Here is a 16,565-nt window from a genome sequence, read left to right as displayed (position 1 = left end):
CTGGGCGGGTGGACCCCATTCAGCGTGTCGCGTCCCGCGAGGTGTACCGGAACAACTGGATGACCGTCCGGGAGGACGAAATCCGCCGTCCGGACGGCTCGCCGGGCATCTTCGGCGTGATCGACAAGCCCGCGTACGCCCTCGTCATCGCCCAGGACGGCGACCGGTTCCGGCTGGTCGAGCAGTTCCGCTACCCGGTCGGCGAGCGCCGCTGGGAGTTCCCGCAGGGCACCGCGCCCGACCGCGCCGACGTGCCGCCCGCCGAGCTCGCCGCGCGCGAGCTGCGCGAGGAAACCGGGCTGCGGGCCGGTTCGATGGTCGCGCTCGGCAAGCTCGACGTCGCGCCCGGCATGAGCAGCCAGCGCGGCTGGGTGTTCCTCGCCACGGACGTCACCGAGGGCGAGCCCGAGCGCGAGCTCGAAGAGCAGGACATGCGCAGCGCGTGGTTCCCGCGCGCGGACATCGAGAAGATGATCGTCGCCGGCGAAATCACCGACTCGCAATCGATCGCCGCGTGGGCCCAGCTCATGCTGTACGAGCGGCTCCGGCCTTGAGCATCCCGCGGATGACGAGGTGGTGGAACGGCTTGATCACCGCGAAGTAGGCCGGGCCGACGCGGTTGTGGAAGTGCACGATCGTGCCGAGCCGGAACCCGCGGGGCACCGCTTCGACCGTCAGGTACCCGGTCAGGTGGCTGTCGTCCACACCCGCGACCAGGTAGCGCTCCGGATCCCCGGCGCGGACGGTGAAGAACGCGACCCGGTCGCCGGGCGCGAACCCGACGTCCTCGGGCCGGAGCCGGCCGGTCCGCGGGACCGCCGCGGTGTCCAGCCGCAGGGCCTTGGCGAGCAGGTAGCGGACGCCGAACAGCCCCTTCACCCACCACGGCGACCAGCCGAACACGCCCGCGACGAACTCGCGCAGGCTGTTCTCGCTTTCGATCTCCTTGAACTCGACGTAGTCCGCGGCCTCGGCGAACGGTCCGGTCATTTTCTTCTCCCCAGTACGAGTTCCAGCGCGCTCTTGAGCTGACGGCCGGACAGCGGGGGCACGACCTGCCCGGCGCCGACGACCACCAGGTACAGCGCCTGCGCGAGGTCGGCGTCGCCGCTGATCTCGGTCAGGTAGGCCACGCGGGTCCGGTCGACGCGCTCCTGGACCGCCCGCGCTTCGGTGTCCTGCAGGGCCCACGCCCGGACGGCGATCTCCAGCTCCGGCCCGGGTCCCGGCGCGAGGACGAGCTTCAGCAGCGCGCCCAGCCGGTCGCCCTCCGCCGCTTCGGCCTGCTCCACGAACCGGGTCGTGCGTTCGGCCTCGAAGTGCGCCAGCAGGGCGGTGCGGAAGCCACCCATGCCCTTGAAGTGGTGGTAGAACGACCCCTTCGACAGACCGAGCCGCTCGGCCAGCCGCTCGATCGTCACCGCCGGCGCCCCCTGCTCCGCCAGCAAAACCAACCCCGCGTCCAGCCAGTCCCGTTTCCCCACCATGGCCATACCATACCGTATGGTATGGTTCGCTGACAGCGCAAAGCGCCACTTTCACGTGAAAGTGGCGCTCAGTCGGGCCAGGAGGGCTTGCGCTTCTCCAGGAACGCCGCCATGCCTTCGCGGGCGCCCGGCAGCTGCGACGCCGCGGCCATGACCTCCAACGCGATCGCGTACGCGTCGGCCTCGGGCCGGTCGAGCTGGGCGTAGAGCGTCACCTTGCCCATCGACTTGCTGGCGCGGCTGCCGCGCGTCGCCCGCGACAGCAGGTCACCGACGGCGTCGTCGAGGTGTTCGTCGGGCACCACCCGGTTGACCAGGCCCCAGTCGAGCGCGGTCGCCGCGTCGATGGCGTCGCCGGTCAGCGCCAGCTCCATCAGCCGCTTGCGGCCGATCGAACGCGCCACCGGCACCGCCGGCGTGTGGCAGAACCAGCCGCCCTTGCCGCCCGGGAGCGCGAAGCCTGCCGACTCGGCGGCCACGGCCAGGTCGCACGACGCCACGAGCTGACAGCCGGCCGCGGTGGCCAGGCCGTGCACCCGCGCGATGACCACCTGCGGGATCGACTGCATGGTCTTCATCAGGTCGGTGCACAACGTCAGCAGCTCGCGCACGCCCATCAGGTCGCGCTTGGCCACGTCGCCGAAGTCGTGCCCCGCGGAGAACACCGGTCCCGCGCCGGCCAGCACGACGCCGGTCGCGTCGGACGTCCCCGCCGCCTGGAACGCGGAGAGCAGCTCGGCGAGGTGGTCCGCGGACAGCGAGTTGCGCCGCTCCGGCCGGTTCATGGTGATCGTGACGGTGTCGCCGTCCCGGCTCATCAGCAGGTGCTCGTACATTCCCCGACCGTAGCCCCTCCGGACCGGAATGTGCGCCGGTAACTGTCCGGGCCGACGCCGACCTCGGCGTGCATCCGCCGCCGCAGGTTGGCCGCCGTGCCCAGCCCGGACCGCTCCGCGACGCGCTCGACCGGCAGTGCCGTCGTCTCCAGCAGCCGCTGCGCGTACCGGACGCGCTGCACGCGCAGCCAGCGCCCCGGCGTCACGCCGGTGGCCGCGGCGAACTCGCGGTGGAACGTCCGCTCGCTCATCCGCGCGTGCCCGACCAGGTCCTCCACGCCGATCCCGGAGCCGAGCCGGGCCAGCGCCCAGTCCATTGTGGACGACAGACCCGGCTGAGTCGCGGAAGGCACGGGACTGTCGACGTACTGCCGCTGCCCGCCTTCCCGCGCCGGCGGCATCACCAGGCGGCGCGCCAGTGCGGCGGCGACGTCCGCGCCGTGGTCGCGGCGGACCAGGTACAGGCAGAGGTCGAGGCCGCCGACGACCCCCGCGGACGTCAGGACGCCGCCGTCGTCGGTGTAGAGCACGTCCCGCTGGAGGTCCGCCCGCGGCGCGACCCGGGCCAACGCGTCGAGATCCCGCCAGTGCGTGGTCGCCGGGAGGCCGTCGAGCAGGCCCGCGGCGGCCAGGGTGAACGCGCCGGAACACAGTCCCGCGACCGTGCGCCCGTCCCGGTGGGCCCGGCGCAGCGCCGCGACGGCGGAGGACGGCACCGGCGCGAGGGGGTCGTCGCGGCCCGGCGCCAGCACGAGGTCGCAGCCGTCGAGCCCGGCCAGACCGTGCGTCGCCGCGACGTCACCGAACGGCGACACGGCGGTGCGCGCCCGGCCCGCACTGCACAGCCGGACGGTGAACGGGCCGATCCCGCTGTCGGTCCGGTCCTGGCCCCAGACCTCGCCGATCACCGCGAGGTCGAACAGCCGGGTGCCGGGCAGCAGCAGAACGCCGATCGTGCGCATGGCAGGAAAGTACTGCATCGCGCGTCTTCTGCCACTCCCCTGAGCGCGAGAAGCCCGCGAAACTCGACGCCATGACCGAATCGGCACTCATCCTGATCGACGTCCAGCGCGGGTTCGACGACGCGGCTTTCTGGGGCCCGCGCAACAACCCTGGCGCCGAAGCGAACATGAAGGCGCTGCTCGACGCGTGGCAGGAACGGCGACTGCCCGTCGTGCTCGTGCACCACGACTCCGTGAAACCGGACTCGCCGCTGCTGCCCGGCCAGCCGGGCAACGACTTCAAGCCCGAACTCGACGGCGCACGGCCGGACCTGGTGTTCGGCAAGAAGGTCAACTCGGCCTTCATCGGCGACGTCGACCTCGACGCGTGGCTGCGCAAGCGCGGCATCACGAGCTTCGTCCTGGCGGGGATCCAGACGAACTTCTGCTGCGAAACCACCGCACGGATGGGCGGGAACCTCGGCTACGACGTGACTTTCGCGCTCGACGCCACGTTCACGTTCGACCTCCCGGAGGTGACCGCCGACGAGCTGTACCGCGTCACGGCGGCGAACCTGGCCAACCAGTTCGCCACCGTGAAGTCCACAAAGGACATCCTGGCCGGGCTCAGCTGAGCCCGTTGCGCTCCCGGACCAGCGAGACGATGCCGTCCATGATGTCGGTCAGCTCGTAGTCCTTGGGCGTGAACACCCGGGCGATGCCGCGTTCGGTGAGCAGCGCGGCGTCGTCCGGCGGGATGATCCCGCCGACGATCACCGGCACGTCACCGGCGCCCGCCGCGCGCAGGCCGTCGACGACGTTCGGGACGACTTCCAGGTGCGAGCCGGACAGCACGGACAGCCCGACGACGTGCACGCCCTCCTGCACGGCGGCCGCGACGATCTGCTCGGGTGTCAGCCGGATGCCCTGGTAGACGACCTCGAAACCGACGTCACGCGCCCGGACGGCGACCTGCTCGGCGCCGTTGGAGTGCCCGTCGAGTCCCGGCTTGCCGACCAGGATCCGCAGCCGCTCGCCCAGTTCCGCTTCGGTGGCGCGGACGCGTTCGCGCACCCGCTCGATCCCCGGGTCGCCATTGCCCGCGGCCGCCGCGGAAACTCCGGTGGGCGCCCGGTATTCGCCGAACACCTCGCGCAGCGCGCCGGCCCACTCGCCGGTGGTGACGCCGGCCCGCGCACAGTCCACAGTGGCCTCGAAGAGGTTTTCCGTGGTCTGCGCGCGTTCCTTGAGCGCGGCCAGCGACCGCTCGACGGCCTCGTTGTCGCGCCCGGTGCGCCACTCCTCGATCGCGGTGACAGCCGCCTTTTCGACGGCGGGGTCGATGGTCTCGATCGCCTTCGCGCCCTCGGCCTGCAGCGGCGACGGCTCGGTCGTCTCGAACTTGTTGACCCCGACCAGGATCCGCTCGCCGTTCTCCATCCCGCGCCGGTATTCGGCGAGCGAGGTGACCAGCTGCGACTTCATGTAGCCGCTCTCGACCGCGGCGACCGCGCCGCCGAGGTCCTGCACGCGCGCGATCTCCTCGCGCGCGCCGGTCATGATCTCGTCGACCTTGGCCTGGATGACGTGCGAGCCGTCGAAGATGTCCTCGTACTCCAGCAGGTCGGTCTCGAACGCGAGCACCTGCTGCATCCGCAGCGCCCACTGCTGGTCCCACGGCCGGGGCAGGCCGAGCGCCTCGTTCCAGGCGGGCAGCTGGATCGCGCGGGCGCGGGCGCCGCGGGAGAGCGACACCGCGAGCATCTCCAGCACGATCCGCTGGACGTTGTTCTCCGGCTGGGCTTCGGTGAGCCCGAGCGAGTTGACCTGGACGCCGTAGCGCAGCCGGCGCGCCTTGGGATCCGTTACGCCGTAACGGTCCCGCGTGATCTCGTCCCAGAGCGCGGTGAACGCGCGCATCTTGGACATCTCCTCGACGAACCGGACGCCGGCGTTGACGAAGAACGAGATCCGCGCGACGACCTTGGCCATGTCGGCCGCGTCGACCTGCCCGGAGTCGCGGACGGCGTCGAGCACGGCGATCGCGGTGCACAGCGCGTAGGCGACCTCCTGCGTCGGCGTCGCACCGGCTTCCTGCAGGTGGTAGCTGCAGATGTTGATCGGGTTCCACTTCGGCACGTGGTGCACGGTCCACGCGATCATGTCGGTGATCAGCCGCAGGCTCGGCCCCGGCGGGAAGATGTAGGTCCCGCGGGACAGGTACTCCTTGATGATGTCGTTCTGCGTGGTGCCGGTGAGCTTCGCCAGCACCTCGTCGACGTCGCGGCCCTCGGCTTCGGCCTGCTCGCGCGCCACGGAGACGTACAGCGCGAGCAGCCACATGGCCGGCGCGTTGATCGTCATCGACGTGTTCGCCTCGGCGAGCGGGATGCCGTCGAAGAGGCGCCGCATGTCGCCGATGTGCGACACCGGCACGCCGACCTTGCCGACCTCACCGCGCGAGAGCTGGTGGTCCGGGTCGTAGCCGGTCTGGGTGGGCAGGTCGAAGGCAACCGAGAGCCCGGTCTGCCCCTTGGCGAGGTTGCGCCGGTAGAGCTCGTTCGACGCCGCGGCGGACGAGTGCCCCGCGTACGTGCGCATCACCCACGGTCGGTCTCGCTCGCGGTCCGTTGGGTACGGCACTGGGCACCTCCGGCGGTGGACGTTTCGTAGAGTGTACCGACCGGTAACTTGTGGTGGCAGTGGAATCGAACACGTCCGAGTGACTCAGTCCGCGTCCTGCGCCGCCACGACCAGGTCGTGGATCCGGTCGGGCTCCGGTACGGCGACCAGTTTGATTGCGTCGCGCTCACGGTGCCGGCCCACCAGGTAGCCGGAAACGTCCGCCACGAGGTCCGGCGTCCCGAAGCCGAGCGTGCCGAGACCGTCGCGGCCCAGCCAGGTGACCGTCGGCGGGACCGTGCCCAGCTCCGCCTGCTTGCGGATGCGGCCCGAAACGCGATCGGCCACCACGACCCGCCGGTCGGTCACCGTGTACCCCGCGCGGCCCAGCACCCACGGCCGGGAGAGCACCGGCCACCAGCACCCCGCGAGGCCGCCGGCCACCAGCGCGACCACGAAGGCGAACGGATACCCCGGGAACAGCAGGGGAACCACCGCGGCGGAACCCGCCACCAAGAGCGAACCGAAGACGGGGCGGAACCACTCGAGACCGACCGGGGCGATCCGCTGCGGCCGCCCCGACCACAGCAACCGCTCACCCGGCGACAGAACGATCGAAGGCACATCCACGGCGACCTCCCGGCGCTTCTTTCGGTGCAGACGCGCGGGAAGGCCGTGCCGGTTGCCCTCAGGCGGCGGGCTCGCCCGATTCCGGCGGGGCCTGGCGGGCCTTCGCCTCGTCGATGGCCTTGGTCAGCAGGTCGCGCACGCGCTTCGGCTCGCCGACGCCGATCAGCGTCACCGCGCCGGGCGTGCCGAACGTGAGCGTGCCGGTGCGCGACGGGCCGGGCTTGAGGACCGGCGCCGACAGGCCGGCCAGTTCGCTGGCGCGTTCCTGCTGCCGGAACAGGCCCGAGCGCGCGATGATCCGGCTGTCCGTCACCGCGTACGTCGTGCGGCCGAGCGCGAGGTAGCGGACGAGTGAGCGGCCGACCAGTCCGTAGAGACCGAGGACCAGCACCACGGCGGCCAAGACCATGGTGACGCCGGCCGGGTCCTTCGCGAGCAGGAACCAGAGCGCGGCGGCGGTGACGACGAGTCCGGCAGGGGCGATCACCCCGTCCGCGGCGACGTAGAGCGGGCGCTGGACCGGTTCTCCCGCCCAGAGCACGCGCTCACCGGGCAGAAGCTCGATTTCCCCTGCTGACATGGCCGAACACTACTCTGCCGGGACCCCTCCCGCCGAGTTCCGAGCGCGCTGCACCTGCTCGTACACGCTCTGTGGCCGAGCGGGCCGCTGTGACGGAAATCCGCGAGACCACGGCGTTCCCGTCGATTAGCGTGACGGCCGTGACGTGGAGCGTGTACGGGAGTTACCTGGTCATCGTGATCCTGATCGTGCTCGCGCCGGGGCCCGACACGATGGTGATGCTGAAGAACGCGCTGTCCGGCGGGTTCCGCGGCGGGCTGCTCGCGTCGCTCGGCATCTTCACCGGCAACGCCGTGCAGGGCAGCGCCGCGGCGCTCGGGCTCGGCGTCCTCATCGCGCGGTCGCAGCCGGTGTTCCTCGCGCTGAAGTGGGCCGGCGCGGCCTACCTCGTCTTCCTCGGTTTCCAGGCGCTGCGCGGGGCTTGGCGCGGCAACTACGACGTCGTGGAGCAGGCCCAACGCCGCAAGGGCGGCGGGTTCCGGCGGTTCCGCGAAGGCTTCCTCTCCAACATCACCAACCCGAAGGTGCTGGTGCTGTACCTGTCCGTGCTGCCGCAGTTCCTCGACCCGGTGCGCACGACGACGTGGGACGCGCTGGCGCTGGCCTACACCGTCGCCGTGCTCGGCGTGGTGTGGCTGCTGGTGCTGCTGGTGTTCGTGCACCGCGTGCGCGCGTGGCTCGAACGCCGCCGGGTGCGCCGCGCGCTGGACGGCGTCACCGGCACCGCGCTGCTCGGCTTCGGCGCCGCCCTCGCACTGGAGTCCTGATGTCCCTGAGCACGTACGCGGGGTTCGCCGCGATGATGGCGTTCCTGGCGATGATGCCCGGCCCGGACACGATGGTCGTGCTGAAGAACGCGCTGACCGGCGGCGCCCGCGGCGGCGCGTGGGCGTGCGGCGGCATCACGGCCGCGAACTTCCTCCAGGGCACGGCGGCGGCCCTCGGCCTGGGCGCGGTGCTCACCCGCTCCCAGCCGGTGTTCGAAACGGTGAAGTGGCTCGGCGCGGCCTACCTGGTCTTCCTGGGCATCCAGGCCCTGCGCGGCGCTTGGCGCGGCGATTACGCCGCACTGGACGACGTCCGCCGCGCCCGTGCCTCCCGCGGCCGGCGGTTCCGGGAGGGGTTCCTCTCGAACATCACCAACCCCAAGGTGATCGTGCTGTACCTGTCGGTGCTGCCGCAGTTCCTGACCCCGTCGTCGACTTTCGCCGACTCGCTGCTGCTGGCGTACACGGTCGCGGCGCTGGGACTGGTGTGGCAGGTGCTGCTGCTGTTCTTCGTGCACCGCGTCCGCGGCTGGCTGCAGCGCCGCCGCGTCCGCCGGGTGCTGGACGGCGTGACCGGCACGGCCCTTTTGGGATTCGGCGCGGCGCTCGCCCTGGAGTCCTGACCTCGTCCTGCACGGCCGGGTTTCCGCGGCTGGACATGCAGTCCGCCAGGCAGTCCACAGCCGGAGCACGCTGTGGACAAGTCGGCCGCCGGACAGCATTCCGGCCGGTTTTGTCCGCCGCCGCCGGTAAACTGGACCAGGGCACGCCCCCCGAGGAGGGCGGGGGCTGCCCTGGGGTCGGTGGCCGGGGCGGCCCGCATGGCCCGGCCGAAATCCGCGGGTGCGACCTACCTCGGCTTCAAGGCCCTGTTCGCTGCCTGGCGCGAGGGATTCCTGTGCAACCTCACCAACCCGAAGGTCCTCGTCTTCTCCTTGTCGATGCTGCCGCAGTTCCTGACGCCGGACTCGACGATCGCGGAGTCGCTGCTGCTCGCCGGGACGGTCGGCGTGCTCGCGACGCTCTGGCAGCTCGTGATCGTGGCCGGGGTGCACCGGATCCGCGCGTGGCTGCGGCAGCGCCGGATCCGCCGCACCCTGGACGGCGTCACCGGCACCGCGCTCGTCGGCTTCGGCGCGGCACTCGCGCTCGAAAGCTAGAGCGTCCGGTCCAGCCAGTCGTAGACCCGCCCGGTCGCGAGGCGCTGGGCGCCGACGTGGCAGTGCGCGTCCGCGCCCTCCTCCGCGGTGAACGTCAGCAACGTCTTCGGCGCGTTCAGGTGCGCGTACAGCCGCCGGGGTTCGGTCTCCTGCTCGCCGCCGAAGAACAGGTCGTCCGCCGCCTCGCAGACCAGCGTCGGGCAAGTGATCTTCTCCGCGACGCCGTCTTCCAGCGTGTACTCGAGGTACTTCGCGACGAACTCGCGGTCGGTCGCCGCGCCCAGGACGTAGCGGCCGTGGTCGCAGGCCCAGCGCAGGGTCGGGTTGGCCTGGCGGCCCGCGGTGAGGAGCGCGTCGAACTCCGGGTCGTCCGCCGCGTTCGCCCGGCGGACGATCTCCGCGCGGTCCCAGGGCAGGGCGCCGACCACGGCCGCGCCCGCGTCGTACACGCCGTCCAGTGCGACGACCGCCGCCAGGCGGGGTTCGAACGCCGCCGCGCGCGGGGCCAGCATGCCGCCGAGGCTGACGCCCAGCAGCGCGACGCGGTCCGGGTCGACGCCGTCGAGGCCGAGGACGAAGTCCAGCACCGGCGTGACGACGTGTTCCCAGTCCGGCCGGAACACCAGGTTGTCGTGCCGGATCGCGCTCGGCTGGCCGGGGCCGTCGAACGTCAGCACGTGGTAGCCGCGCTCGGCGCCGCCCGCCGCGCCCAGGTAGTGGCACTCTTCGGCGCTGCCGTCGAAACCGTTGTGCATCACCAGCACCGGCTTCGGGCCGTCGCCCGGCGCCCGGTAGAAGTAGCCGCGCAGAACCGTTCCCTCGTAGGGGATTTCGACCGGCTCGGCGACGGCGGCGCGCCGGAAGCACTCGACGCTGCGGTCGTAGGCCGCCGCGATGCGCGGATCCGCCGGGTCGCCGTGCAGGAAGAACTCCGACGAGAAGTAGTACGTCGACGCGCGCAGCAGCAGGTCGCGCGCGGTCACCGGGCTCGCGTCGGCCGCTTCGGCGTACAGGCGATCGGCCAGGCCGCGGTAGGCGTCGTGCCAGCTGTCGTAGTCGCCCGGCTTCACCGTCGACGCCGCCGCGAGGACCTCGCCGAAGTCCGAACCGCCGTAGGCCGCGTGGCCGAACAGGCGCAGCGTCTCGAACCAGAACTGCGCGTCTTCTTCGAACATGAGCTGCTTCATCGGATTTCTTCCTCCACGAAGGTTTCGAACGACCGGGCGGGCCGCCCGGTGACCTGCTCCACGACGGCGGTGACGCGGTCTTCCGCGCCGTGCCGGATGTCTTCGTCGAGCACGGCGAGCACGCGCGCGAACTCGGCGGGGATGCCGGCCGCGGTCAGGCGCGCCGCGAACTCGGCGGTGCCGACCGGGCGGTGGCGCACCGGGCGGCCGGTGCGGGCGGCGATGATCGATGTGGCTTCGGAATAGCTCAAAGCACCAGGACCGGTCAGGACGTGTTCGGTGTTGTGCGGTTCGGGGTCGGTCAGCGCGCGGACGGCGACCGCCGCGATGTCGGTGGCGTCGACGAACGCGACCCGGCCGTCCCCGGTGGCGGTGACGACCTCGCCGTCCCGCACGCCCTGCGCCACCAGGTGTTCGCCGGTGAAGTTCTGCATGAACCACGACGGCCGCAGCACGGCCCACTCCGGCGCCGTCCGCACCAGCCGGGGCAGCTCGCCGAGGCCGGGCGTGTCGTCGGTGACGGCGGACGAGCTCAGCAACACGATCCGGCGGACCCCGGCCTCGAGCGCGTCCGCCACGAACGGCGCCACCAGGCCCGCCGGCGCGGCCTCGCCGATCGGCGCGACCAGGTAGACGGCGGAAGCGCCGCGCAGGGCGCCGGCGTGGGTGGCGCGGTCGGCCCAGTCGAACCGGACCTGGCCGGCCTCGCCCGGCTTGCGGGTGGCCGCGCGCACCCCCGCGCCGTGCGCGCGCAGGCCCGCGACGACCCGGCGGCCGGTGGTGCCGGTGCCGCCGACGACCAGGACGTCAGCCACGGTCGCCGCCGGTGAAGGCCGCGGTCAGCGCGTCCGCGCCGCCGAGCAGGTCCGCCGCGGCCTGCGGGCTCCAGTAGTCGCGGTAGCGGCGGATCTCGCCGTTCTCGAGGGTGATCACCGCGATGTACGACAGCTCGTACGGCCGCTGCGTCGCGACGACGACGCCGGCGACGGTGAACTCGGCGACGACCACCGCCGGGTCGGTGGTCTCGTGCACGGTCATCGCCGTGACCTCCCGGATGTCCAGGAGGTTCGGGTAGTCGCGCAGGTACTCGCGGATGGCGTCCCGGCCTTCGACGCGCGCCGGGTAGCCCGGGGCGGCGAACGGGAACTCGAGGACGCCGTCCTCGGCCCAGAGCCCGGCGAACCCGGCCATATCGTGCTTCAGCAGCAGATCGAGCGCGCGCTCGACGAAGTCGTGCATCGCAGCCTCCTTCGACGTTTGGACGGAACGGTACCGTCCCGACGTCAGAGTAGACGGGACGGTACCGTTCCGTCCACCCGCTACACTGCCGCCATGGCACGCACCCCGACCGGCGCCGCGGTCCTCCAGCCCGAGGTCACGCGGGCCATCAGTGAAGCCGTCATGTGGGAATTGGCCGAACAGGGCTTCGGGCGGCTGTCGATGGAAGCGGTGGCGAAACGCGCCGGCGTCGGCAAGAGCGCGCTCTACCGGCGGTGGACGTCGAAGGAGCACATGATCGCCTCCGTCGTGACGGAGTTCAGCGTGACCCGCGCGGCGGAGACCGACACGGGCACCCTGCGCGGCGACCTGCGCGAAACGATGCAGGCCCTGATCGACTGGCTCACGCACCCGCTGTTCTCGCGGATCCTCCCGGACCTGGTCGCGGAGGACGCCCGCGCCCCGGAGTACGGCCGCGGCCTGCGCGAGGCCATCGGCGGCCCCCGCCGCGAGGTCGGCGAGAAGATGCTGCGCCGCGCGATCACCCGCGGCGAGCTCCCCGCCGACCTGGACATGGAAATGGCGCTCGACGTCCTGGCCGCCCCGATCTACTGGCGGCTGGTGGTCCGGCAGGCCGAGGCGGAACCGGACTACGTGGACCGTCTGGTGGCGTACGCCCTGCGCGCACTGGGCGCCCGGGACACGTGAGTCAGAGCAGGTCGGCCAGATCGATCGCGAAGTCGAACGGATCCGAGACCGCCGGCTTGCCCTTGTGCGCGCCGGACGAGGTGTACACCCGGGTCGTCGGGTCGAGCCGGTAGCAGAAGACCGTGAGCCCGCGGACGTCGTCGGTCTCGTTCTCCACGCGCCAGAAGTGCGGGATCCCGGCGCCGGCGTACTCCGCGGGCTTGTCCGTCTGGTCCGCGGTGATCGAGCGGGGCGACATCACTTCGATCACCAGCGAGCAGTGCTCGGGCCGCAGCACGGTGTCGGCGTCCAGCGACGCGTCGTAGACCACGAGGTCGGGGCGGCGGTTGAGCAGCGGCACGTCCCGCAGACGGAGATCGACGTCGAACTCCACCGCCAGTTCGGCTCCGCACGCCTCTTCGAGCGCGTAGGACATCCGCCGGACGATCTTCTGGTGTGGACGGCGCGGAGCCGGGTCCAGTCAGTTCCGCTCGGGTTCGCCGCTCACCCGCTCGATGTTCGCGCCCAGCCGGTTCAGGTTCTCGACGAAGTGCGGGTAGCCGCGGTCGATGTGGAAGACGTCCCAGACCTCCGTGACGCCATCCGCGCACAGGCCCGCCAGCACCAGGCCGGCGCCCGCGCGGATGTCGGAGGCCCAGACCGGGGCGCTCGACAGCTGCGGAACGCCGCGGACCACCGCGTGGTGGCCGTCCGTGCGGGCGTCGCCGGAGAGGCGGACCATCTCCTCGATGAAGCGGAACCGCGCCTCGTAGACGTTCTCCGTGATCATCGACGTGCCCTCGGACACCGCCGACAGCGCCACCGCGAAAGGCTGGAGGTCGGTCGCGAAGCCGGGGTACGGCAGCGTCACCCAGTCGACCGCCTTCGGGCGCTCCGGCTGGATCACGCGGAAGCCCTTGTCGTCGAACGTCTCGACCTCGGCGCCGGCCAGTTCCAGCTTGTTCAGCACCAGGTCGAGGTGGTGCGGGTTGACGCCGCGGACGGTGATGTCGCCGCGGGTCATCGAGGCAGCGAACGCCCAGGTCGCACCGACGATCCGGTCGCCGATCACGCTGTGCTCGGTCGGGTGCAGCTTCTCGACGCCGTGCACCGTCAGCGTCGACGTCCCCGCGCCTTCGATCTTCGCGCCCATCTCGATGAGCATCGTGCAGATGTCGGCGATCTCGGGCTCGCGCGCGCAGTTGTCGATGACCGTGGTGCCCTCGGCCAGCACGGCCGCCATCAGGATGTTCTCGGTCGCGCCGACGCTCGGGAAGTCCAGCCAGATCTGCGCGCCGACCAGCGTCTCGGCCTTCGCGACGACGCAGCCGTGCTCGATCGTGCTCGTCGCGCCCAGCTTGCGCAGGCCGTTCTGGTGCATGTCCAGCGGGCGCGAGCCGATCGCGTCGCCGCCCGGCAGTGCTACGACGGCCTGCTTCAGCCGGCCGACCAGCGGCCCCAGCACGCAGACGGACGCGCGCAGCTTGCCCATCGCCGCCGAGTCCGCGCGGTGCGACAGCTCGGCCGGCGTCGTGATGGTGGCGGTGTCGCCCTCGATGACGACCTCGCAGCCGACGCTCCGCAGCACGTCGCCCATCAGCGGGACGTCGAGGATCTGCGGGCAGTTCGTGATGGTCGTGGTGCCCTCGGCCAGCAGTGCCGCGGCCATCAGCTTCAGCACGCTGTTCTTGGCGCCGACCACGTCGACCTCGCCGACCAGCCGGGCTCCGCCATGCACGTCGAAGTGCTCGCTCATGGCCGCCAATCATGCCCTCTCGCCCGGATTCGGCCCGGGCGGGGGCCGCTATGGTGGGTTCATGGTCGTTCGCATCAACCGCGTCTACACGAAGGTCGGCGACAACGGCACGACCGCGCTCGGCGACGGGTCCCGCGTGCCCAAGACGTCCGCCCGGCTGGGCGCGTACGCGGACACCGACGAGACGAACTCCGTGCTGGGCCTCGCGATCGCCGTCGGGCAGCTGACCGATGAAGTCGCGGACGTCCTGCGTGTGGTGCAGAACGATCTCTTCGACGTCGGCGCCGACCTGTGCCTGCCGATCTCCGACGACCCGCCGTACCCGCCGCTGCGGATCACGGAGAAGTACGTCGAGCGGCTCGAGGGCTGGTGCGACGAGTTCAACGAGCGCCTGCCGAAGCTGACGTCGTTCATCCTGCCGGGCGGCACGCCGGGCGCGGCCTTCCTGCACCAGGCGCGGACGGTGTCCCGCCGCGCCGAGCGGAGCGCGTGGGCGCTGTACGAGGCCGAGCCGGAGACGACGAACCCGATCGCGGTGAAGTACCTGAACCGGCTGTCGGACCTGCTGTTCATCCTCGCCCGGCTGGCGAACCCCGAGGGTGACGTGCTGTGGCAGCCGGGCGGGCAGCCCTAGATCCCCCAGTTACCCCGCAGCGCCGCCAGCGCCTGGTGGAAGCCGGGGAACGTCTTTTTCACGCACTCGGGGTCGTCGAGCGTAATGCCGTCCGCGCGCAGGCCGGTGATGCTGAACGCCATCGCGATCCGGTGGTCCCGGCGGCACTTGATCAGCGCACCGGTGGGCGTACCCGGCTGGATCTCGATCCAGTCGCGGCCCGTCTCGACCTCGATGCCCAGCGCGCGCAGGTTCTCCTCGCACGCGTCGAGGCGGTCGCACTCCTTGATGCGGGTGTTGTAGACGTCCTCGATGCGCACCGGCCCCGAAGCGAACGGGGCGATCGCCGCCAGCGTCGGGACGGTGTCCGAGATGTCGCGCATATTCACCGTGACGCCGCGCAGGCCGTCCGAGGGCCCCGCGACCGTCACCGAGTCCTCGGCCAGCTCGACGTGGGCACCCATCTGCTCCAGGACGTCGACGAAGCGCACGTCGCCCTGCAGCGCCGCCGAACCGAGGCCCGGGATGGTCACCGTGCGGCCGGTGACCGCCGCCGCGGCGAGGAAGTAGCTCGCCGTCGACGCGTCCGGCTCGACCGGGTACTCGCAGGCCTGGTACGGCGCCGGCGGGACGACGAACGTCTTCCCCTCGCGCCGGACGTCGACGCCGAAGCGGCGCATCATCTCGAGCGTGATCTCGACGTAGGGCACCGACACCAGGTCGGTCACCGTGATCCGCAGCCCCTCTGCGGTCAGCGGCCCGAGCAGCAGCAACGCGGTCAGGAACTGCGAGGACAGCCCCGCGTCGAGGGTCAGCTCGCCGCCCTTGACGCCGTCCGCGCGGACCGTCAGCGGGTGGTGCCCGGGCTCGCCCTCGAAGGACAGGTCGACGCCCAGCTCCTGCAGCGCGTCGGTCAGCGGCCCGAGCGGGCGCCGGCGCATCTGGTCGGAGGCGTCGAAGCGGAACGTCCCGGTGCCGGCCGCGGCCAGGGCGGGGAGGAACCGGGCGGTGGTGGCGCCGTCGCGGCAGAAGACGTCCGCCTCGGCGACCCCGGGGCCCGAAGGACGGCCCTCGATCGTCCACGCGCCCGGCTGCCGGTCGACGCGGTACCCGAGCTTGACGAGGCCCTCGGCGAAGCCCTCGGTGTCGTCCGAGTGCAGCGGACGGCCGAGGGTCGTGGTGCCGTGCGCGGCGGCGGCCAGGAACAGGCCGCGGGCGGTGACGGACTTGGAACCGGGGATCTCGACGAGGGTCACGAACCCCAGTTTAGTGGGGCTGGATCTCGGCCATCGGGCCCCAGTCGGAGGCGTCCTGGACGTTGATGATCCGGGGGTTGTCGCTGATGTAGGCACCCAGGTTTTCGACGGCCCACTTGAAGTGGTCCGACCCGACGTGCGCGACGGCCGCGTCCTGGCCGTCGAAGCCCTCGACCAGCACGTAGGTGTTCGTGTCCTCGAGGCTGCGGGACCATTCGAAGAACCGGTTGCCCGCTTCGGCCCGGGTGTTCCTGGTGTAGTCCGCGACGATGTCCGGCCAGTTTTCCGCGTGCTCGGGCTTGACCGGGAACTTGACCACGATGAGGATCATGCGCTCAACCGTAAGCCAGAACAGCGGCTGTGGCTGTCCCAGTTTGAGACAGCGTCAGGACGCGCGCGGGAGGCGTCGCCCCGGCGGGGCGGATTCGAGCCAGGAGAGGAAGCCGGTCAGCGCGCCCGGGCCCATGGCGATCTCGATCGCCTCCTGGGTCTCCGACTCGCAGCGCAGGACGGTCGAGCCTTCGGGAACGGCGTAGGCCTCGCTCCCGGACGGGTCCCGCCGGTCGGCGATCTGCATGCTCTCACGCTGGAAGACGCGGTCCGGGCCGGTCCGCAGGCTCCACACGCGGTACCAGACGAACTCGTCGCCCTCGTAACGGCCCAGCCCCAGGTGCCAGCTGGACCGCGCGGCGTCCGGACGCCACCGCAGCGCGACGCTCACGCCCCCACCGCGGCGCATCCGGATCCACCGCTGGCCGTACCAGGCGGCCAGCACGGCGAGCACGATCAGGAGCCCGACTACGACCACGGTGATCTTCACGGCCC

General features: G+C 71.6%; 22 protein-coding genes. 7 read left to right on the top strand and 15 right to left on the bottom strand.

Features of this window, described 5'->3' with window-relative positions; genetic code table 11:
• Nucleotides 1-8 precede the first annotated feature (8 nt).
• Entirely contained in the window at nt 9-554 is a 546-nt protein-coding gene (locus tag H4696_RS42165) for an NUDIX domain-containing protein (protein WP_086862026.1), read from the top strand.
• Here H4696_RS42165 and H4696_RS42160 read toward each other — a convergent pair.
• The 4 genes from H4696_RS42160 to H4696_RS42145 all read right to left on the bottom strand — a co-directional run bounded on the left by H4696_RS42160 (nt 526) and on the right by H4696_RS42145 (nt 3,285).
• Nucleotides 526-990 carry a DUF2867 domain-containing protein gene (locus H4696_RS42160; protein ID WP_086862025.1) on the bottom strand — a complete coding sequence of 155 codons (465 nt, stop codon included), beginning with the start codon at nt 988-990 and terminating at the stop codon, nt 526-528. The genes H4696_RS42165 and H4696_RS42160 overlap by 29 nt on opposite strands.
• Nucleotides 987-1,487, bottom strand: a complete 501-nt coding sequence (locus H4696_RS42155; protein ID WP_225955957.1) for a TetR/AcrR family transcriptional regulator — start codon at nt 1,485-1,487, stop codon at nt 987-989. Before H4696_RS42155 ends, H4696_RS42160 begins: the two co-directional genes overlap by 4 nt.
• A gap of 68 nt (nt 1,488-1,555) precedes the next feature.
• Nucleotides 1,556-2,323: an enoyl-CoA hydratase-related protein gene (locus H4696_RS42150; protein ID WP_086862023.1), complete on the bottom strand. Its 768-nt coding sequence runs from the start codon at nt 2,321-2,323 to the stop codon at nt 1,556-1,558.
• Nucleotides 2,305-3,285: a GlxA family transcriptional regulator gene (locus tag H4696_RS42145; protein WP_086862022.1), complete on the bottom strand. Its 981-nt coding sequence runs from the start codon at nt 3,283-3,285 to the stop codon at nt 2,305-2,307. Before H4696_RS42145 ends, H4696_RS42150 begins: the two co-directional genes overlap by 19 nt.
• A gap of 71 nt (nt 3,286-3,356) precedes the next feature.
• Here H4696_RS42145 and H4696_RS42140 point away from each other — a divergent pair, with 71 nt between their 5' ends.
• A complete protein-coding gene (locus H4696_RS42140) occupies nt 3,357-3,899 on the top strand; it encodes a cysteine hydrolase family protein (protein WP_086862021.1) in 543 nt (180 codons plus the stop codon).
• On the opposite strand, the gene H4696_RS42135 is transcribed toward H4696_RS42140, so the two are convergent.
• The 3 genes from H4696_RS42135 to H4696_RS42125 all read right to left on the bottom strand — a co-directional run bounded on the left by H4696_RS42135 (nt 3,892) and on the right by H4696_RS42125 (nt 7,096).
• Nucleotides 3,892-5,907, bottom strand: a complete 2,016-nt coding sequence (locus H4696_RS42135; RefSeq protein ID WP_086862020.1) for a protein meaA — start codon at nt 5,905-5,907, stop codon at nt 3,892-3,894. The two genes, H4696_RS42140 and H4696_RS42135, sit on opposite strands and share 8 nt — an antisense overlap.
• 84 nt (nt 5,908-5,991) lie before the next feature.
• Nucleotides 5,992-6,516 carry a hypothetical protein gene (locus H4696_RS42130; protein ID WP_086862019.1) on the bottom strand — a complete coding sequence of 175 codons (525 nt, stop codon included), beginning with the start codon at nt 6,514-6,516 and terminating at the stop codon, nt 5,992-5,994.
• Between the two features lie 58 nt (nt 6,517-6,574).
• Nucleotides 6,575-7,096 carry a YdbT family protein gene (locus H4696_RS42125; protein WP_086862018.1) on the bottom strand — a complete coding sequence of 174 codons (522 nt, stop codon included), beginning with the start codon at nt 7,094-7,096 and terminating at the stop codon, nt 6,575-6,577.
• A gap of 140 nt (nt 7,097-7,236) precedes the next feature.
• On the opposite strand from H4696_RS42125, the gene H4696_RS42120 reads away from it, so the two are divergent.
• The 3 genes from H4696_RS42120 to H4696_RS42110 all read left to right on the top strand — a co-directional run bounded on the left by H4696_RS42120 (nt 7,237) and on the right by H4696_RS42110 (nt 9,023).
• Entirely contained in the window at nt 7,237-7,863 is a 627-nt protein-coding gene (locus tag H4696_RS42120; protein WP_086862035.1) for a LysE family translocator, read from the top strand.
• Complete coding sequence (locus H4696_RS42115; protein ID WP_086862017.1) at nt 7,863-8,486, top strand: LysE family translocator; 624 nt, start codon at nt 7,863-7,865, stop codon at nt 8,484-8,486. Before H4696_RS42120 ends, H4696_RS42115 begins: the two co-directional genes overlap by 1 nt.
• A gap of 198 nt (nt 8,487-8,684) precedes the next feature.
• Entirely contained in the window at nt 8,685-9,023 is a 339-nt protein-coding gene (locus tag H4696_RS42110) for a LysE family translocator (RefSeq protein ID WP_086862034.1), read from the top strand.
• On the opposite strand, the gene H4696_RS42105 is transcribed toward H4696_RS42110, so the two are convergent.
• The 3 genes from H4696_RS42105 to H4696_RS42095 are packed head-to-tail and all read right to left on the bottom strand — an operon-like array spanning nt 9,020 to nt 11,497.
• Nucleotides 9,020-10,210, bottom strand: coding sequence for an alpha/beta hydrolase family protein (locus tag H4696_RS42105; RefSeq protein WP_086862016.1), 1,191 nt, complete (start codon nt 10,208-10,210; stop codon nt 9,020-9,022). The two genes, H4696_RS42110 and H4696_RS42105, sit on opposite strands and share 4 nt — an antisense overlap.
• Nucleotides 10,207-11,025: an NmrA family NAD(P)-binding protein gene (locus H4696_RS42100; RefSeq protein WP_192782821.1), complete on the bottom strand. Its 819-nt coding sequence runs from the start codon at nt 11,023-11,025 to the stop codon at nt 10,207-10,209. Before H4696_RS42100 ends, H4696_RS42105 begins: the two co-directional genes overlap by 4 nt.
• Nucleotides 11,018-11,497 (bottom strand): nuclear transport factor 2 family protein, encoded by a 480-nt coding sequence (locus H4696_RS42095; RefSeq protein ID WP_338078738.1) that lies wholly within the window; start codon nt 11,495-11,497, stop codon nt 11,018-11,020. Before H4696_RS42095 ends, H4696_RS42100 begins: the two co-directional genes overlap by 8 nt.
• A 45-nt stretch (nt 11,498-11,542) precedes the next feature.
• On the opposite strand from H4696_RS42095, the gene H4696_RS42090 reads away from it, so the two are divergent.
• Entirely contained in the window at nt 11,543-12,136 is a 594-nt protein-coding gene (locus tag H4696_RS42090; RefSeq protein WP_086865191.1) for a TetR/AcrR family transcriptional regulator, read from the top strand.
• A 1-nt stretch (nt 12,137) separates the two neighbouring features.
• Here the strand turns inward: H4696_RS42090 and H4696_RS42085 are convergent, their stop codons facing one another.
• Together H4696_RS42085 and murA are read right to left on the bottom strand one after the other, a co-directional pair.
• A complete protein-coding gene (locus H4696_RS42085; protein WP_225958024.1) occupies nt 12,138-12,596 on the bottom strand; it encodes a Uma2 family endonuclease in 459 nt (152 codons plus the stop codon).
• Nucleotides 12,597-13,871: a UDP-N-acetylglucosamine 1-carboxyvinyltransferase gene (gene murA / locus H4696_RS42080; RefSeq protein WP_086865189.1), complete on the bottom strand. Its 1,275-nt coding sequence runs from the start codon at nt 13,869-13,871 to the stop codon at nt 12,597-12,599. It abuts the gene before it with no gap.
• A gap of 61 nt (nt 13,872-13,932) precedes the next feature.
• On the opposite strand from murA, the gene H4696_RS42075 reads away from it, so the two are divergent.
• Nucleotides 13,933-14,505, top strand: a complete 573-nt coding sequence (locus tag H4696_RS42075; RefSeq protein ID WP_086865188.1) for a cob(I)yrinic acid a,c-diamide adenosyltransferase — start codon at nt 13,933-13,935, stop codon at nt 14,503-14,505.
• Here the strand turns inward: H4696_RS42075 and aroA are convergent.
• The 3 genes from aroA to H4696_RS42060 are packed head-to-tail and all read right to left on the bottom strand — an operon-like array spanning nt 14,502 to nt 16,560.
• Nucleotides 14,502-15,740 carry a 3-phosphoshikimate 1-carboxyvinyltransferase gene (gene aroA / locus H4696_RS42070; protein WP_086865187.1) on the bottom strand — a complete coding sequence of 413 codons (1,239 nt, stop codon included), beginning with the start codon at nt 15,738-15,740 and terminating at the stop codon, nt 14,502-14,504. The two genes, H4696_RS42075 and aroA, sit on opposite strands and share 4 nt — an antisense overlap.
• A gap of 10 nt (nt 15,741-15,750) precedes the next feature.
• Nucleotides 15,751-16,071, bottom strand: coding sequence for a putative quinol monooxygenase (locus H4696_RS42065; RefSeq protein WP_086865186.1), 321 nt, complete (start codon nt 16,069-16,071; stop codon nt 15,751-15,753).
• A gap of 54 nt (nt 16,072-16,125) precedes the next feature.
• The gene (locus H4696_RS42060; protein WP_125312947.1) at nt 16,126-16,560 is read right to left on the bottom strand and encodes a DUF2550 domain-containing protein; all 435 of its coding nucleotides are present in this window, start codon (nt 16,558-16,560) and stop codon (nt 16,126-16,128) included.
• Nucleotides 16,561-16,565 lie beyond the last annotated feature (5 nt).

This window comes from Amycolatopsis lexingtonensis, assembly GCF_014873755.1.
In the GTDB taxonomy this organism is placed as follows: domain Bacteria; phylum Actinomycetota; class Actinomycetes; order Mycobacteriales; family Pseudonocardiaceae; genus Amycolatopsis; species Amycolatopsis lexingtonensis.
Note: the sequence above shows the minus strand (reverse complement) of the source record. Positions and strands in the feature narration are given on the sequence as shown.

Bases quoted from the DNA above. Each gene is read 5' to 3' on its own strand.
- murA (WP_086865189.1), bottom strand. From the start codon at position 13,871: ATGAGCGAGCACTTCGACGTGCATGGCGGAGCCCGGCTGGTCGGCGAG.
- H4696_RS42115 (WP_086862017.1), top strand. From the start codon at position 7,863: ATGTCCCTGAGCACGTACGCGGGGTTCGCCGCGATGATGGCGTTCCTG.
- H4696_RS42125 (WP_086862018.1), bottom strand. From the start codon at position 7,096: ATGTCAGCAGGGGAAATCGAGCTTCTGCCCGGTGAGCGCGTGCTCTGG.
- H4696_RS42155 (WP_225955957.1), bottom strand. From the start codon at position 1,487: ATGGTGGGGAAACGGGACTGGCTGGACGCGGGGTTGGTTTTGCTGGCG.
- H4696_RS42150 (WP_086862023.1), bottom strand. From the start codon at position 2,323: ATGTACGAGCACCTGCTGATGAGCCGGGACGGCGACACCGTCACGATC.
- H4696_RS42160 (WP_086862025.1), bottom strand. From the start codon at position 990: ATGACCGGACCGTTCGCCGAGGCCGCGGACTACGTCGAGTTCAAGGAG.
- H4696_RS42110 (WP_086862034.1), top strand. From the start codon at position 8,685: ATGGCCCGGCCGAAATCCGCGGGTGCGACCTACCTCGGCTTCAAGGCC.
- H4696_RS42065 (WP_086865186.1), bottom strand. From the start codon at position 16,071: ATGATCCTCATCGTGGTCAAGTTCCCGGTCAAGCCCGAGCACGCGGAA.
- H4696_RS42140 (WP_086862021.1), top strand. From the start codon at position 3,357: ATGACCGAATCGGCACTCATCCTGATCGACGTCCAGCGCGGGTTCGAC.
- H4696_RS42090 (WP_086865191.1), top strand. From the start codon at position 11,543: ATGGCACGCACCCCGACCGGCGCCGCGGTCCTCCAGCCCGAGGTCACG.
- H4696_RS42075 (WP_086865188.1), top strand. From the start codon at position 13,933: ATGGTCGTTCGCATCAACCGCGTCTACACGAAGGTCGGCGACAACGGC.
- H4696_RS42145 (WP_086862022.1), bottom strand. From the start codon at position 3,285: ATGCGCACGATCGGCGTTCTGCTGCTGCCCGGCACCCGGCTGTTCGAC.
- H4696_RS42105 (WP_086862016.1), bottom strand. From the start codon at position 10,210: ATGAAGCAGCTCATGTTCGAAGAAGACGCGCAGTTCTGGTTCGAGACG.